At 68.2% G+C, this 15,801-nt stretch carries 11 protein-coding genes; 8 read left to right on the top strand and 3 right to left on the bottom strand.

Annotated features, from left to right (window positions below):
• Nucleotides 1-72: 72 nt before the first annotated feature.
• The 4 genes from VXM69_RS07075 to VXM69_RS07090 all read left to right on the top strand — a co-directional run bounded on the left by VXM69_RS07075 (nt 73) and on the right by VXM69_RS07090 (nt 7,764).
• Nucleotides 73-3,486 (top strand): DUF2126 domain-containing protein, encoded by a 3,414-nt coding sequence (locus VXM69_RS07075; RefSeq protein ID WP_034191644.1) that lies wholly within the window; start codon nt 73-75, stop codon nt 3,484-3,486.
• A 199-nt stretch (nt 3,487-3,685) separates the two neighbouring features.
• Entirely contained in the window at nt 3,686-6,292 is a 2,607-nt protein-coding gene (locus tag VXM69_RS07080) for a circularly permuted type 2 ATP-grasp protein (protein ID WP_034191643.1), read from the top strand.
• A complete protein-coding gene (locus VXM69_RS07085; RefSeq protein ID WP_226227616.1) occupies nt 6,286-7,311 on the top strand; it encodes a transglutaminase family protein in 1,026 nt (341 codons plus the stop codon). Before VXM69_RS07080 ends, VXM69_RS07085 begins: the two co-directional genes overlap by 7 nt.
• A 180-nt stretch (nt 7,312-7,491) precedes the next feature.
• Nucleotides 7,492-7,764: a hypothetical protein gene (locus tag VXM69_RS07090; protein WP_059556695.1), complete on the top strand. Its 273-nt coding sequence runs from the start codon at nt 7,492-7,494 to the stop codon at nt 7,762-7,764.
• A 67-nt stretch (nt 7,765-7,831) separates the two neighbouring features.
• On the opposite strand, the gene pip is transcribed toward VXM69_RS07090, so the two are convergent.
• Nucleotides 7,832-8,764: a prolyl aminopeptidase gene (gene pip / locus VXM69_RS07095; RefSeq protein ID WP_124669410.1), complete on the bottom strand. Its 933-nt coding sequence runs from the start codon at nt 8,762-8,764 to the stop codon at nt 7,832-7,834.
• Nucleotides 8,765-9,087: 323 nt separating this feature from the next.
• Between pip and VXM69_RS07100 the strand changes: the two genes are divergently transcribed.
• Entirely contained in the window at nt 9,088-10,239 is a 1,152-nt protein-coding gene (locus VXM69_RS07100; RefSeq protein WP_049032984.1) for an acyltransferase, read from the top strand.
• A gap of 22 nt (nt 10,240-10,261) precedes the next feature.
• Here the strand turns inward: VXM69_RS07100 and VXM69_RS07105 are convergent, their stop codons facing one another.
• Nucleotides 10,262-11,080 (bottom strand): multidrug ABC transporter ATPase, encoded by an 819-nt coding sequence (locus tag VXM69_RS07105; RefSeq protein ID WP_226252081.1) that lies wholly within the window; start codon nt 11,078-11,080, stop codon nt 10,262-10,264.
• 143 nt (nt 11,081-11,223) lie between these two features.
• Nucleotides 11,224-12,036 (bottom strand): DNA-binding transcriptional regulator, encoded by an 813-nt coding sequence (locus tag VXM69_RS07110; RefSeq protein ID WP_367188335.1) that lies wholly within the window; start codon nt 12,034-12,036, stop codon nt 11,224-11,226.
• A gap of 163 nt (nt 12,037-12,199) precedes the next feature.
• Between VXM69_RS07110 and VXM69_RS07115 the strand changes: the two genes are divergently transcribed.
• The 3 genes from VXM69_RS07115 to mhpD are packed head-to-tail and all read left to right on the top strand — an operon-like array spanning nt 12,200 to nt 15,795.
• On the top strand, nt 12,200-14,047 hold the full coding sequence (locus VXM69_RS07115; RefSeq protein ID WP_301743124.1) for a bifunctional 3-(3-hydroxy-phenyl)propionate/3-hydroxycinnamic acid hydroxylase: 1,848 nt from the start codon (nt 12,200-12,202) through the stop codon (nt 14,045-14,047).
• Between the two features lies 1 nt (nt 14,048).
• Nucleotides 14,049-15,002, top strand: coding sequence for a 3-carboxyethylcatechol 2,3-dioxygenase (locus VXM69_RS07120; protein WP_049032992.1), 954 nt, complete (start codon nt 14,049-14,051; stop codon nt 15,000-15,002).
• Between the two features lie 4 nt (nt 15,003-15,006).
• Nucleotides 15,007-15,795, top strand: coding sequence for a 2-keto-4-pentenoate hydratase (gene mhpD, locus VXM69_RS07125; protein WP_059556408.1), 789 nt, complete (start codon nt 15,007-15,009; stop codon nt 15,793-15,795).
• Nucleotides 15,796-15,801: the final 6 nt, after the last annotated feature.

The following is a 15,801-nucleotide window of genomic DNA, read 5'->3' on the forward strand; positions in this document are numbered from 1 at the left end:
ATCCGCCATGCCGGGCCGCCGCGTCGAGTGCGACGCGGCGCGCGCGGCCGGCCCAACCCGAACCGAGTTCCCATGTCCATCCACGTCGCGCTGCATCACACCACCCGCTATCGCTACGACCGGCTCGTCAACCTCGGCCCGCAGGTCGTGCGGCTGCGGCCCGCGCCGCATTGCCGGACGCCGATCCTTGCGTACTCGATGACGGTCGAGCCCGCGCAGCACTTCATCAACTGGCAGCAGGACCCGTTCTCGAACTATCTCGCGCGGCTCGTGTTTCCGGAGCGCACCGAGCACTTCGAGATCACGATCGATCTCGTCGCCGAGATGTCGGTGTACAACCCGTTCGACTTCTTCCTCGAAGCGAGCGCCGAGCAATACCCGTTCAGCTATGACGATGCGCTGAAGACCGAGCTCGCGCCGTATCTCGTGTGCGATCCGCAGACGAGCGCGTCGCCGTTGTTCCGCACGTATCTCGACGGCGTCGATCGCACGCCGGCCGGCACCGTGAACTTCCTCGTCGCGCTGAACCAGCAGCTTCAGCACGACATCGGCTATCTCGTGCGGATGGAGCCCGGCGTGCAGACGCCCGAGCAGACGCTCGAGCTCGCGTCCGGCTCGTGCCGCGACAGCGCGTGGCTGCTCGTGCAGCTGTGCCGTCATCTCGGCATCGCCGCGCGTTTCGTGTCGGGCTACCTGATCCAGCTCACGCCCGACGTGAAGTCGCTCGATGGTCCGAGCGGCACGTCGGTGGACTTCACCGACCTGCACGCGTGGTGCGAGGTGTACCTCCCGGGCGCCGGCTGGATCGGCTTCGACCCGACGTCGGGCCTGCTCGCGGGCGAAGGGCATATTCCGCTCGCCTGCACGCCGCAGCCGACGAGCGCCGCGCCGGTCGAAGGGCTGATCGACGAGTGCGAGGTGTCGTTCGAGCACGAGATGACCGTGACGCGCGTGTACGAATCGCCGCGCGTGACGAAACCGTATACGGAATCGCAGTGGGACGCCGTGCTGGCGCTCGGCACGCAGGTCGACGGCGCGCTGGCGGCCGGCGACGTGCGGCTCACGCAGGGCGGCGAGCCGACCTTCGTGTCGATCGACGATCGCGACGGCGCCGAGTGGAACACCGATGCGCTCGGCCCGACCAAGCGCGGCTACGCGACCGAACTCGTGCAGCGGCTGCGCGCCGAGTACGGCGACGGCGGTTTCCTGCATTTCGGGCAGGGCAAGTGGTATCCGGGCGAGCAGCTGCCGCGCTGGGCATTGTCGATCTTCTGGCGCGCGGACGGCCAGCCCGTGTGGCACGATCCGTCGCTGTTCGCCGACGAGCGCGAGCCGTCCGCGTACACGACCGACGACGCGAAGCGCTTCATCGATGCGCTCGCCGCGCGGCTGAACCTGACCGACGAATTCATCCAGCCCGGCTACGAGGATGTCTGGTACTACCTGTGGCGCGAGCGCCGGCTGCCCGTCAACGTCGATCCGTTCGACTCGCGACTCGACGACGAGCTCGAGCGCGCGCGGCTGCGCAAGGTGTTCGACCAGCAGCTCGACAGCGTGGTCGGCTACGTGCTGCCGGTCAAGCGCACGGACGATGCACCGGGTCTCGACGGGCCGCGCTGGCAGACGGGCCCGTGGTTCTTCCGTGACGAGCGGATGTATCTCGTGCCGGGCGATTCGCCGATGGGCTATCGACTGCCGCTCGATTCGCTGCCGTGGGCCTCGCGCGCCGACCATCCGTACCTGGTCGAACGCGATCCGTTCGCGCCGCGCAGCGCGCTGCCGGACGCCGCCGCGATCCGTGCGCGCTATGCGGGCCCGGCCGACGCGCCGCGCTACCTGTCCGGCGTGCATCGCGAAGCGCCTGCGCAGACGGTCATGCAGTGGCGTGACGACGGCACGGCCGCGGGCGGGCGCGCGTCAGCGCACGATCCGCAGCGCCGGCCCGAGCGCTTCGAATCGGCCGCGTGGATCACGCGCACCGCGCTGTGCGCCGAGGTGCGCAACGGCATCCTGTACCTGTTCATGCCGCCGCTCGCCGCGCTCGAGGATTATCTCGACCTGCTCGGCGCGATCGAGCTGACCGCGCACGCGCTCGGCGTGAAGCTCGTGCTCGAAGGCTATCCGCCGCCGCGCGATGCGCGGCTGAAGCTGCTGCAGGTGACGCCCGATCCCGGCGTGATCGAGGTGAACATCCATCCGGCCGCGAGCTTCGACGAACTCGTCGACCACACGGAATTCCTGTACGACGCCGCGTGGCAGTCGCGGCTGTGCAGCGAGAAATTCATGGTCGACGGCCGTCACGTCGGCACGGGCGGCGGCAACCACTTCGTGCTCGGCGGTGCGACGCCGGCCGACAGCCCGTTCCTGCGCCGCCCGGACCTGCTCGCGAGCCTGATCGCGTACTGGCACAACCATCCGTCGCTGTCGTACCTGTTCTCGGGGCTGTTCATCGGGCCGACGAGCCAGGCACCGCGCGTCGACGAGGCGCGCAACGACCAGCTGTACGAACTCGACATCGCGTTCGCCGAGATCCAGCGCAACAAGCTGCTGTTCGGGCAGGACATGCCGCCGTGGCTCGTCGACCGCGTGCTGCGCAACCTGCTGATCGACGTGACGGGCAACACGCACCGCAGCGAGTTCTGCATCGACAAGCTGTATTCGCCCGATTCGTCGACCGGCCGGCTCGGCCTGCTCGAGCTGCGCGCGTTCGAGATGCCGCCGCACGCACGGATGAGCATCGTGCAGCAACTGTTGCTGCGCGCCCTGGTCGCGCGTTTCTGGGCCGCGCCGTACACGACGCCGCTCACGCGCTGGGGCACCGCGCTGCACGACCGCTTCATGCTGCCCGAGTTTCTTCAGATGGATTTCGACGATGTGCTGGCCGAACTGCGCGAGGCCGGTTTTGCGTTCGATCCGGCGTGGTTCGCACCGCACTTCGAATTCCGCTTCCCGCTGTTCGGCCAGATCGCGGTGAACGGCATGCAGCTGTCGTTGCGCGGCGCACTGGAACCGTGGCACGTGATGGGCGAGGAGGGCGCGCCCGGCGGCACGGTCCGTTACGTCGATTCGTCGGTCGAACGGCTCGAGGTGCGCGTGACGGGGCTGAACGACAACCGGCACGTCGTGACCGTCAACGGCCGCGCGCTGCCGCTGCAGCCGACCGGCACCGTCGGCGAGTACGTCGCGGGCGTGCGCTACAAGGCGTGGTCGCCGCCGTCCGCGCTGCATCCGACCATCGGCGTGCATGCGCCGCTCACGTTCGACATCGTCGATACGTGGCTGCAGCGCTCGCTCGGCGGCTGTCGTTATCACGTCGCGCATCCGGGCGGGCGCAACTACGCGACGTTCCCGGTCAATGCATACGAAGCCGAGAGCCGCCGGCTCGCACGCTTCGTCGAGATGGGGCATACGCCGGGGCGGATGGATGTCGCGGCTGCCGCGCCGAGCCGCGAATTCCCGTTCACGCTCGACTTGCGGCGGCCGTGATCCAGTAACGACGGGGTGGACGACGATGCGCGGCTCGCGATCTCCCGGCGGCCTCGCCGGAATGCTAGGATGCGGGCAGATTGCGGCCGCGCGCCGAGGCTTGCCGCCCCGATGGCGGCGCGCGTGCGCGGCCGCACCCTGACGACGGAACGACATCGTGCCGCCCATTGATACCGACCATCTCGCCGCCCTCGACGCGATGCCCACGCTTTTCGATACCGGCGCGCAGCCGGACGCCGCCGAACTGGCCGCCGCGCTCGCGGCGCCGGCGGCCGCCGGCCGCTACGACGAACTGCGCGGCAGCGCGGCCGGCCTGATCGCGCCTGCGCTCGCGCCCGCGTGGCGCAGCTTCTTTACGTCGATCGGCAGCGACGGCGTGGCCGATCTCGATCGCCGCGCCGATGCGCTGCACCGGAGCATGCGCGAGAACGGCCTGTTCTACCAGCTGCACGAGCAGCGCGCCGGCGACGGCGCGGCCGGCCCGTGGTCGCTCGACCTGCTGCCGATGATCGTCACGCCCGACGACTGGGTCGCGATCGAGCGCGGCGTGCTGCAGCGCGTGCGGCTGCTCAACGCGACGCTGGCCGACCTGTACGGGCCGCAGACCATCCTGCAGCGCGGGCTGCTGCCGCCCGCGCTCGTCACCGGCCACCCCGGCTACCTGCGCGCGATGCGCGGCGCGCGCGTGCCGGGCGATACCTGGCTGCACGTCGTCGCGTTCGATCTCGCGCGCGGCCCGGACGGGCAGTGGCGGATCGTCGCGCAGCATACGCAGGGCGCGGCCGGGCTCGGCTACCTGCTCGAAAACCGCCTGATCGTGTCGCGGCTCTTTCCGCGCGGGTTTCGCGGGCTGCGCGTGCAGCGCCTCGCGTCCGCCTATCGCGCGCTGCTGCAGAGCATGCAGTCGCTCAGCCCGGCCCGCAAGAACTCGCGGATCGTGCTGCTGACGCCGGGGCCGCACAGCGCGACGTATTTCGAGCATGCGTATCTCGCGCGCTATCTCGGCCTCACGCTCGTCGAGGGCGGCGACCTGACCGCGCGCGACAACCGCGTCTTCCTGAAGACGCTGCGCGGGCTCGAACCGGTGCACGGCATCCTGCGGCGCGTCGACGACGCGTGGCTCGATCCGCTCGAACTGCGGCCCGATTCGATGCTCGGCGTGCCGGGGCTGCTGCAGGCCGTGCGCGCGGGCAACGTGCTGCTCGCGAACGCACCGGGCTCGGGCTTCCTCGAATCGCCGGCGATGCTCGGCTTCATGCCGCGCCTCGCCGAAGCGCTGCTCGGCGAAACGTTGACGCTGCCGGCCGTGCATTCGTGGTGGTGCGGCGAGGCGGCTGCCTGCGACGATGCGCTGCCGCAGCTTGCGCGCGGCATCGTGAAGGCCTCCTATCCACCCGAGGTGCAGGCCGGCGGCGCGTTCGAGCCGGTGATCGGCGCACGGCTCACGCAGGCGCAGCTGGCCGCATGGCGCGCCCGGATCCTCGCGCGGCCCGAACACTACACGGTGCAGGCCGACCTGCCGCTGTCGCAGGCGCCGACCTGGCCGCGGCCCGACACGCCCGAGGGCAACGGCAGCGCACGCATCGTGCCGAAGCCGCTGCTGCTGCGCGTGTTCGCGCTCGCCGACGGCGCGCAGCGCTGGCGGCTCCTGCCCGGCGGGCTGTCGCGGGTCGGCACGCGCGACACGCTGTTCAATGCGCCGATGCCGCACGGCGGCAGCACCGTCGATACCTGGGTGATGACCGAGGGCATCGTCGATTCGACGACGCTGCTGCAAACGCACCTCGGCCCCGACGACCTCGTCGAGCGACCGCGCGCGATCGCGAGCCGTGCGGCCGAGAACCTGTTCTGGCTCGGCCGTTACACCGAACGCGCGACCAACCTGATGCGCCTCGCGCGCGCCGCGCTCGAAAGGCTGCGCGGCGAAGACGACGTCGACAGCCCCGCGCATCTGGAACTGATCGATACGCTGTGCCGCGACACGGGCCTGATCGCGGCCGACGCGCCGAATGCCGTCGACGCGCCGCGCGCGTTCCAGCATGCGCTTGCGACGTCGCTGACGCGCGGCGCCGATCGCACGTCGGGCATCGCGTCGTGCCTGTTCGGGATGCGCGGCGCCGCCGCCGCGATCCGCGAACGGCTGTCCAGCGATCAGTGGCGGTTGATCGACGACGCGACGCAACTGTTCGCGGACAGCGCCGGGCAGCCGGAGGCCGAGGAGCAGATCGGTAACGAGGCGCTGCAGCTGCTGGAGCGCCTCGGCCTGCTGCTCGGCGCGATCACCGGTGCGCAGACCGACAACATGACGCGCGACGACGGCTGGCGCCTGCTGTCGATCGGCCGGCAGATCGACCGGCTGGACTTCCTGTGCAGCGTGCTGAAGTTCGCCTTCGAGGAGGGTGTCGTGCACCGGCAGGACGGTTTCGAACTCGTGCTCGAACTGTTCGACAGCACGATCACGTTCCGCTCGCGTTTCCAGCGCGGCTTCGACGTCGCGCCGCTGCTGTCGCTCGTCGTGCTCGACACCGACAATCCGCGTTCGCTCGGCTGGGTCGTGCAGGCGCTGCGCGGCCGGCTGACGAAGGTCGAGCGCAGCGAAGGCTATGCGCTGTCCGAGCTGGCCGAGACGATTCCGGACGTGCCCGCGTGGTCGCTGCACGAACTGTGCGAAACCGTTGACGGCGGCCGGCACGACAAACTGCTCGATGCGCTCGACACGACCGTGAAGGCGGTCTGGGAACTGTCGAACCGCATCGGCGAACGCTACTTCAGCCACGTGCGCGAGGCGGGCAGGACGCTATGGTGACGACGAAAGGCGCGGTGAAGGCGCCGTCCGGTGCAGGCAAGACACGACCGGCAGCCGCGCCGGCCGCCATGGCGCCCGGCCGGTTGCTGCGTGTCACGCACGACACCGAATACCGTTACGCGGCGCGCGTCGAATCCGCGCAGCACCAGGCACGCCTGCAACCGCTCGTGACGCCGCGCCAGCAGGTGCTGTCGTTCTCGCTCGACATCGAGCCCGTGCCGGAATCGGTCTGCACGGAGATCGACGCGTTCGGCAACGCGCGCGCGTCGTTCGCACTGAACCAGCCGCACGACGCGCTGCTCGTGCGCAGCCGCAGCACGGTGCGCGTGACGCCGCCCGTGTGGTCGCTTGGCGCCCGCGGCGAGCCGCCGCCCGCGATCGCGCATCCCGACGCAAGGCAGGCGACCGAATGGGAAGCCGTGCGCGACCGCTTGCGGTTTCGTGCGGGGCAGCCTTACGACGCGGCGAGCGAATTCCTGTTCGCGTCGCCGCACGTCGCCTGCGATCCCGAGCTCGCCGCTTATGCGGCCGCGAGCTTCACGCCGCGACGGCCGCTCGTGCAGGCCGCCTGGGACCTGATGCGGCGCGTGCACGCCGATTTCGCCTATACACCGAACAGCACCGACATCACGACGTCGGCGCTCGATGCGCTGCGGTTGCGCAAGGGCGTCTGCCAGGATTTCGCGCACGTGATGATCGGCGCGCTGCGCTCGCTCGGGCTGGCCGCGCGTTACGTCAGCGGCTACCTGCTCACGCAGCCGCCGCCCGGGCAACCGCGGCTGATCGGTGCCGATGCGTCGCATGCGTGGGTCGAGGTGTACGACCCGGCATGGCCCGAGGACAACGGCTGGCTGCAGCTCGATCCGACCAACGACCGCGCGCCGGGCGACGACTACGTGATGCTGTCGGTCGGTCGCGACTATGCGGACGTCACGCCGCTGCGCGGCGTGATCCGCGGCGGCGGTGCGGATCAGGAGCTGAAGGTGGGCGTGACGGTCGAGCCGCTCGATGCGCCGTAACGCGGGCCTTCCGTGAGGGCGGTTTCCGGTTTAAGTCTTCGTTAATACTGCACGCCTAGCATGGTGATGCCGGTGGACGGTCCGGACTCCGGTCCGGTGCGCCGGCGGCACGCGCGGGTGCGTCGACGTCACGGCGCCGCGCCGTCGCGCGTCGCCATTTCCTTGCAACGGCGGCAGACCATGATCAAGCACTTCGACTACACGCTCGGCGGCGAGACGATCTCGCTCTGCGCGAGCTTCGGCGCGGGCCCGGCATTCCGCCGCGTGCTCGTGAGCCGCGCGGATTCGATGGAGACGCTGGTGGTGCTCGACGCGCGCGGCCTGTCGGGCCTGCTGAAGGTGGCGACCGAAGAACCGGAGGGGCTGCTCGACGACGCAATTCGCAAGGTCGGCGACGAGCAGCTTGTCGAGCGCGCGATCAGCGGCAGGACGATCGTCGAAGCCGCGCTTTGATCGCGGCGGCGCCTAGGTGTGCCGGCAGGCATCGCAGCACGCACTGCGATGCGTTGCACCCTATGGACTACGCGGCGAACCGGTCCGTCGCCGCGATCAACGCTTCGAGGATCCCCGGCTCGTTGTAGGCGTGCCCGGCGCCGGGCACGATCTCGAACGTCGCCTCCGGCCACGCCTTCGACAGTTCCCATGCGGTGCGTGCTGGCGTCGCGACGTCGTAGCGGCCCTGCACGATCACGCCCGGAATGCCGGCGAGGCGATGCGCGTCGCGCAGCAACTGACCTTCCTCGACGAAGCCCTCGTTCACGAAGTAGTGGTTTTCGATTCGCGCGAACGCGAGCGCGTAGTGGCCGTCCGCGAAGTGCGCGGCGAGCGCCGGGTCGGGCAGCAGCGTGATCGTGCGGCCTTCCCAGATGCTCCATGCGCGAGCCGCCTCGAGCTTCGCGGCTTCGTCGTCGCCGGTCAGCCGGCGATGGTAGGCGGCCATCAGGTCACCGCGCTCGGCTTCCGGAATCGGCGCAACGAAGTCCTCCCACAGATCCGGGAACAGCCACGACGCGCCTTCCTGGTAGTACCACAGCAGTTCCGCGCGCCGCATCGTGAAGATGCCGCGCACGATCAGCGCGCTCACGCGTTCGGGGTGCGTTTCCGCGTACGCGATCGCCAGCGCGCTGCCCCAGGAACCGCCGAACACGAGCCATTGCTCGGCGCCGACCATCTCGCGCAGGCGTTCGATATCGGCGACCAGATGCCACGTCGTGTTGTTCTCGAGGCTCGCATGCGGCGTCGAGCGCCCGCAGCCGCGCTGGTCGAACAGCAGGATGTCGTAGCGCTCGGGGTCGAACAGGCGGCGATGGTCGGGGCTGCAGCCGGCGCCGGGGCCGCCGTGCAGGAACACGGCGGGCTTGCCGGCCGGGTTGCCGCAGCGCTCCCAGTAGATGCGATGGCCGTCGCCGGTGTCGAGGTGGCCGTGGGCGTAGGGTTCGATCGGTGGGTACACAGGCAGGCTCCGGATGAGGGTCGACTGGAGGCGGACGAGTGCGGGCCGGTATCCGTGCGGGGGCGGTACTTCGGATGTTGCTGCGCCGCAAAAACGTTGCGTGGGCATCGGTCCGGTCGTCGCCGGGCAAGGCTTGTCATTATGCCCATTCGCCGCGCCGGGCGCCGGCTCGTTCGGACGTGTGCGGCCGCAGCTGGCGGCGCGGCGATTTTTGAAGCAATTTCATTCCGATATTTTTCATACAAAATCCGGCGGCATATCGGCATGCCAGTCGGCGCGCCGGTCATCTCCTGTTTCTAACCCGTGCCAACGGAAACGAGCCGATGAACCATCGCGTCACGCAGTTGACCGGGTTGCGCGCCGTCGCGGTCGCGATGGTGGTGGTCGGGCACGCCGAACATGTGCTGCCGGGCGGCTACACGGGCTGGTATGCGCCGTTGCGGCTGATTGCCGACGGCCGGCTCGGGGTCCTGATCTTCTTCGTCCTGAGCGGTTTCCTGATCACCAACGTGCTGCGCGCCGAGTTCGCGCGCACCGGCGGCATTGCGTTGACGTCGTTCTACGTGCGTCGCGCGCTGCGGATCTGGCCGGCCTGCTACGTCTATCTCGCGGCCGTTGCGGTCGTCGCGTTCGCCGGCTGGTTCGACGTCGATCGCCGGCAGTGGCTGTATGCGGCGCTGCATCTGTGGAATTACTCGGCGTGGTTCGGGCTGACCGGCGACAACGCGCTGCATCCGGACGGCGCGTGGTATCTCGGTCATTTCTGGTCGCTCGCGCTCGAAGAGCAGTTCTACTGGTTCTGGCCGCTGCTGTTCGGGTTCGGCATGCGCCGCGCCGGCACGCGCTGGCTGGCCGCGTTGATCCTGATCGTGCCGCTGGTGCGCGCCGTCACGTATTTCGTTGCACCGGCGTTGCGCGGGCAACTCGGGATGATGCTTCACACCGGCGTCGATCCGATCCTGATCGGGTGTTATGCGTCGCTCAACCGGGAACGGCTCGAAGCGTGGATCGGCGCGTGGCGAGGCGAGGCGCGCATCGTGACGGCGATCGTCATCGTCGTGCTGCTCGGCATGCCGCTCGCCGAACACCGGCTCGGCGGCTTCTGGAACGCGACTTACGGCGTGACGCTCGAAGCCGCGTTGATCGCGATCGTGATCGTCGTGCTGAATTTCCGCGGCGAGTTCTGGTGCGCGCGCTGGCTGCGCGCGCGGCCGGTCGTGTTCATCGGCACGATCTCGTTCAGTCTGTATCTGTGGCAGCAGCCGTTCGCGAATCCCGATCTGCCGGTCGTGCATGCGTTTCCGCTCGGCATCGTGTGGGCGCTGCTGGCCGCGACGGCCAGCTACTTCCTCGTCGAGAAACCGTTCCTGCGGTTGAAGGATCGCTATACGGCACGCGAGGCGCGACGTGTGCGGGACGATGCGCTGCGGATGCCCGCGTCGGGCGACGGGATCGGGCCGAAGGTGGCGGAGTAGGCGGGCGCGGGCTGACGCGCCGTTACTTGAAGCGCTTCATCGCGGCGGGCGGATACCAGAAGTTTCGGAACATGTCGATGCCGTATGACTTGCCGTCGTAGCGGACGATCGTGCGTGCGGTGCGCTTGCCCGTCTCGGCGTATTCGTTGTCCTTGCGTTGGCTCTTCGTGATGCGTGCGGTGATCGACAGGTCTGCGAAGCCGTGGCTGGCGGTCTTTTCGACGGCGATCGTCATGTGGGCATCCTCGCTGATCGCGTCACCCATGCCGGCACCGCACGCCGCACCTTCGACGCTGACCCAGCCGTAGAGATTGGTGCCGAACACCGGGCGGATGCGGTTGCCTTCGCGCACCCACAGCGTCAATTCTTCGCTGGCGTCCGCATCCGGACAGCTCGGCCCGCGCGCGCTGCTCGTGAACACGACGCCAAATGCGCGGACCTCGGGCGACAGGCGGTACGGCGCCGTATCGATGCGATAGCTGTTCTCGCCGATCTCGGTCGCCGCATCCTCCTGAACCACCGACTTGTCGGCCGCGACGACCTTGTCGCCCTCGACGAGCGCGACGACCTGCAGCTTGTCGCTTTCGTCCGGATTCTTGCTTTTGGGCAGCGAATCGAACGCGACGGCCGCGATCGTCGTGCCCGGCGCGTTCGGCATGACCTTGCACGCGGACGCGACGACGAGCCGGTTCGCGTCGCGCGTCGCGATGCGTGCGCTCGCGATGCCGGCCCAACGGGCGACGGCCGTGACGGCAGCGTCGCTGCAAGGTTGGCTGTCGGCGGCGTGGGCGGTGGGTACGGCGGCGAGCGCCAGCAAGGGAACGAAGTGATGGATTCTCATGGTCTCGATGAAAAAACGGGTTCTTCCAAGCTCATTCGGGTGCGCGGGGGAGAGCGTCGATTGTCAGCCATGCTCGGCCGCCCGTCGCGGTCGGCACATCGTCATTCGCGCGTCCGTTCATGCCATTCAGCCTGTCTGGGAGACTACGTTGATGCGCGGGAACGAGCCGCGGGTTCCCGCCGCAATGCTTCGGCAATATCCGCTGCTGCTTTTTGCAGCTCGGGCACATAGCGGCGAGCGGCATCCTGGAGACTGACGGCGCGTGACAGGAAGACGACATTGAGGCTGGCGATCACGCGTTCGTCCGCGCTGATCGCGACCGCCACCGCACCGATTTTCGCCTGCGCGGTCCAGTCGCCGTGATTCGATCCGAAACCGTCCTCGCGCACCCGTCGGATCAGCTTGCGCACGAGCGCATCGTTTTTCGCGAACGCCTGTTGCTCTTCACCGCCGGCACCGGAGCGCAACAGTTCCAGAATATCCTCGCGCTCCTCGTCGGGGCACATCGCGAAGTAGGCCCGGCCAGCCGCGGTCAGCAAGATAGGCAAACGCCGCCCGACCATCGAGCGATGAAACGACAGCCGGCTGAAGCGATGTGTCGTCTCGCGGATGATCATTGCGTCGCCGTCGGGTGTGGTCAGATCGGATGGCCACGCGACGCGCTGCAGGAGCTGCCCCATGATCGGCGGCGCCACGGTGGCGATGCGCTCGGTATCGGTGAAGCCCTCGCTCAAGGAACGTACGGCGAGCGTCAGGCGGAAACTGTCGTCCGACGTGCTGCGGCGCACGAATCCTTCGTCCATCAAGGTTTCGAGCAGGCGGCGCACCGTGGTGCGATGCAGGCCGGTCAGATCGGCGATCTGCTGGCTCGTTGCACGCCCGTCTTCCATCGCATTCAGCGTCCGCAGCACCTGGAGGCCGCGCGCCAGTCCGCGCACGTTCGTGTAGGTTGTCACGTAAAAATCCCATTGAAATCAATCATGTGCATTCTATGCACATTCCGGAGATTTTGTTGAGGGTGTTTTCCGCCCTCCATAAACTGCGTGCATAAGTTGAACGATCGAGCGCCAGGCGCTTCGTCGGTTCAGCACATCGGACAAGCCCAGTCAGGAGACAAGCATGCGCCCCGCCTTTGAACCGGCGGCCGGCAACGGCCGCGCTCATCCTCACGAAACGACACATCGTTCGATCGACGCCGATGTCGCCATCATCGGCGCGGGCCCGGTCGGCCTGATGATCGCGAACCTGCTCGGCCTGCAGGGCGTGCGCGTCGTCCTCATCGAGAAGCTCGCGCAGATCATCGACTATCCGCGGGCGATCGGCCTCGACGACGAAGCGCTGCGCGTATTCCAGTCGGTCGGCCTGGTCGACGAACTGCTTCCGCACACCACGCCGAATCACTGGATGCGCTTCACGCTGAAAGGGAAGTGCTTCGCGTCGATCGAGCCGCGCACCGACGAGTTCGGCTGGCCGCGCCGCAATGCGTTCATCCAGCCGCTCGCCGATCGGATTCTGTACGGCGGTCTCGAGCGTTTCGAGAATGTGTCGACGCTGCTTGGCCACGGCGTCGACAGCTTCGCGCAGGACGAGTGCGGTGTGACCATAGAGGCGACAGACGCGCACGGTGCAAAGACGACGATCCGCGCCGCATACATGGTCGGCGCGGACGGCGGCAACAGTTTCGTGCGTCGCACGCTCGACGTGCCGTTCGAAGGCCGCACGAAGCCGAATCAATGGATCGTGATCGACGTGCGCAACGACCCGATCGGCTCTCCGCATGTCTATCTGCATTGCGACGCGCGGCGTCCGTACGTGTCGGCGGCGCTGCCGCACGGGATCCGGCGCTTCGAATTCATGGTGATGCCGGGCGAGACGGAGGAGGAACTGTCGAAGCCGGAGAACATGGCGGCGTTGGTGCGCGGGGTGGTCGACGACCCCGACAAGGTCGACTACATTCGTCAGCGGGTCTATACGCACAACGCGCGGCTCGCGAGCACGTTCCGCGTCAAGCGCATCCTGCTCGCGGGAGACGCCGCGCACATCATGCCGGTGTGGCAGGGGCAGGGCTACAACAGCGGCATTCGCGACGCGAGCAATCTCGGCTGGAAGCTTGCGATGGTCGTGAAAGGCACCGCGCGCGACACGCTGCTCGATACCTACACGATGGAGCGGCGCGCCCATGCACGCTCGATGATCCACCTCTCGGAAGTCGCGGGCGATATCTTCGCGCCGACGAGCTTCGTCGGATCGAAAGTGCGTGACGCGTTCGTGCGCTGCTTCGATGTGCTGCCCGCCATGCAGCGCTATTTCGTCGAGATGCGCTTCAAGCCGATGCCGCGCTATGAAGAAGGTGTCGTGCTGCTGGCGCGCCGCGCGCGGTCCGAAGGGCTGCTCGCGCGCATGATCGCGAAGCGCGGACACGGCGCGTTCGGGCGGCTGGTCGGTCTGATGAGCGAGAAACGTGAATCGCTGATCGGGCGGATGGTGCATGGCCGCGATGCGGAGGCTGGCACCCCCGTGGGCCGCATGTTCATCCAGCCGCGCGTGCGTCGCGTGGATGGCAGCATCGTCCGGCTCGACGATGCGATTGGCAACCGCTTCGCGATCGTGGGATGGGGCTCGGACCCGACGTTCGGCCTGACGCCCGAGGCGCGCCGCATCTGGACCGCGCTTGGGGGGTGTTTCGTGATCGCCAAGCCCGACCCGCAGCTCGCGTTCCACGATGACGTGCCCGAAGACGTGATCGCCATTGGCGATGTCGATTCGCGCCTGCGCGACTGGTTCGCGCGCGTGCCGGAATCGGTCGTGCTGTTGCGGCCCGACCGCTTCGTGGCCGGCATGTGCTCGCCGCAAAGCGTATCGGGTTGCGTGTCGCAGCTTGCGCAAAGGCTGTCGCTTGCCGTGACGACGGGCGCGACGATCAACGACGCGACGTTCCCGCATGCCGCCGACCTGGTAGGGGCCTGAAATGCCGATTCATCTCGAATGCATGTCGCACACGCCGCTGCACGGCTACTTCGATCCGGCGCCGGCGGTCGTCGCGGAAGTCGAGCAGGTGCAGCGCGCGGCGCGCGAGCGGGTCGACGCGTTCGATCCGGAGTTGGTGATCGTGTTCGCGCCTGACCACTACAACGGATTTTTCTACGACGTGATGCCGCAGTTCTGCATCGGCGTGAGCGCGACGGCCATCGGCGATTTCGGCAGCGCGGCCGGCCCGTTGCCCGTCGACCGCGATGTGGCGCTCGCGCTTGCCGATGCGACGCTCGCGAGCGATATCGACGTCGCCGTGTCGTATCGCATGCAGGTCGATCACGGCTGCGCGCAGGCACTCGAGGTACTCACGGGCGGCATCGACCGCTATCCCGTGGTGCCCGTTTTCATCAACTCGGTCGCGCCGCCGATGGCGTCGTGCCGCCGCGCGCGACTGCTCGGCGATGCGATCGGCCGTACCGTCGCGCGCATGAACCGGCGCGTGTTGCTGATCGGCTCGGGCGGCATTTCGCATGAGCCGCCGGTGCCGGAAATCGCGGGCGCGGACGATATCGTCGCGGAACGGCTGATCGCTGGGCGCAACCCGTCACCGGCGTCGCGCGATGCGCGGCAATCCCGCACCGTCGCGGCGGCCAAGGCATTCGCAGCGGGCGACAGCCGCCTGCATCCGCTCAATCCCGCATGGGACCACATGTTTCTCGAATGGCTCGAACGCGGTGAACTCACCGCAGCCGATGGCCTCACGAACGAAGCGATCACGCGCGATGCAGGCAAGTCCGCGCACGAGATTCGCACGTGGGTCGCCGCATTCGGTGCACTTGCGGCGAGCGGTCCTTACGCGGCTTCGATCGATTACTACCGCGCGATTCCGGAATGGATCGCCGGCTTCGGCGCGATGCACGCGCGAGAACAGGCCCTTTCCAGGAGATAGAACCATGTCGGATGACAACAGCATGCTTTCGATGGCCGCGCGCCTGCGTGAAGCGCAGGCCTCGCGCCGGACGATCGCGCCGCTGCGCGAGACGTGTCCCGAAGGCGACGCGACACTCGCCTACGCGATCCAGCAGATCAACAACGACTTGCGCACGGCGAACGGCGAGCGCGTCGTCGGCAGGAAGATCGGCCTGACTTCGCCCGCGGTGCAGAAGCAGCTTGGCGTTGATCAGCCCGACTTCGGCGCGTTGTTCGCGTCGATGGCGTACGGCGACAGCCAGCCGATGCCGCTCGCCTCGTTGATTCAGCCGAAGGTCGAAGCGGAGATCGCGCTCGTGCTCGAACGCGACCTGACCGCCGAAAAACACACCTACGCGGATCTGATTTCAGCGACCGCGTATGCGGTGGCCGCGATCGAGGTGGTCGACAGTCGCATCCGCGACTGGGACATCCGGTTTTTCGACACCGTCGCGGACAACGCGTCGAGCGCGCTGTTCGTGCTCGGCAGCCGCCCGGTCCTGCTGCGCGATATCGAGCTGACCGCTTGTGCAATGACGCTCACGCAGGACGGCGAAGTCCTGTCACGCGGCAATGGCGGCGCGTGCCTCGGCAATCCGCTGAATGCGGCGGCGTGGCTCGCGGACCGGATGGTTCGACTCGGCACGCCGCTGCGCGCGGGCGACATCGTGCTGACGGGCGCGCTTGGCCCGATGGTCGCGGTGAAGGCGGCCGGCACTTATACGGCGCATATCGAAGGGCTCGGCAGTGTGCGCGCCAGTTTCAGCGAATGACGGACG

This window comes from Burkholderia sp. Ed8 (assembly GCF_040761425.1).
Taxonomy (GTDB): Bacteria; Pseudomonadota; Gammaproteobacteria; order Burkholderiales; family Burkholderiaceae; genus Burkholderia; species Burkholderia seminalis.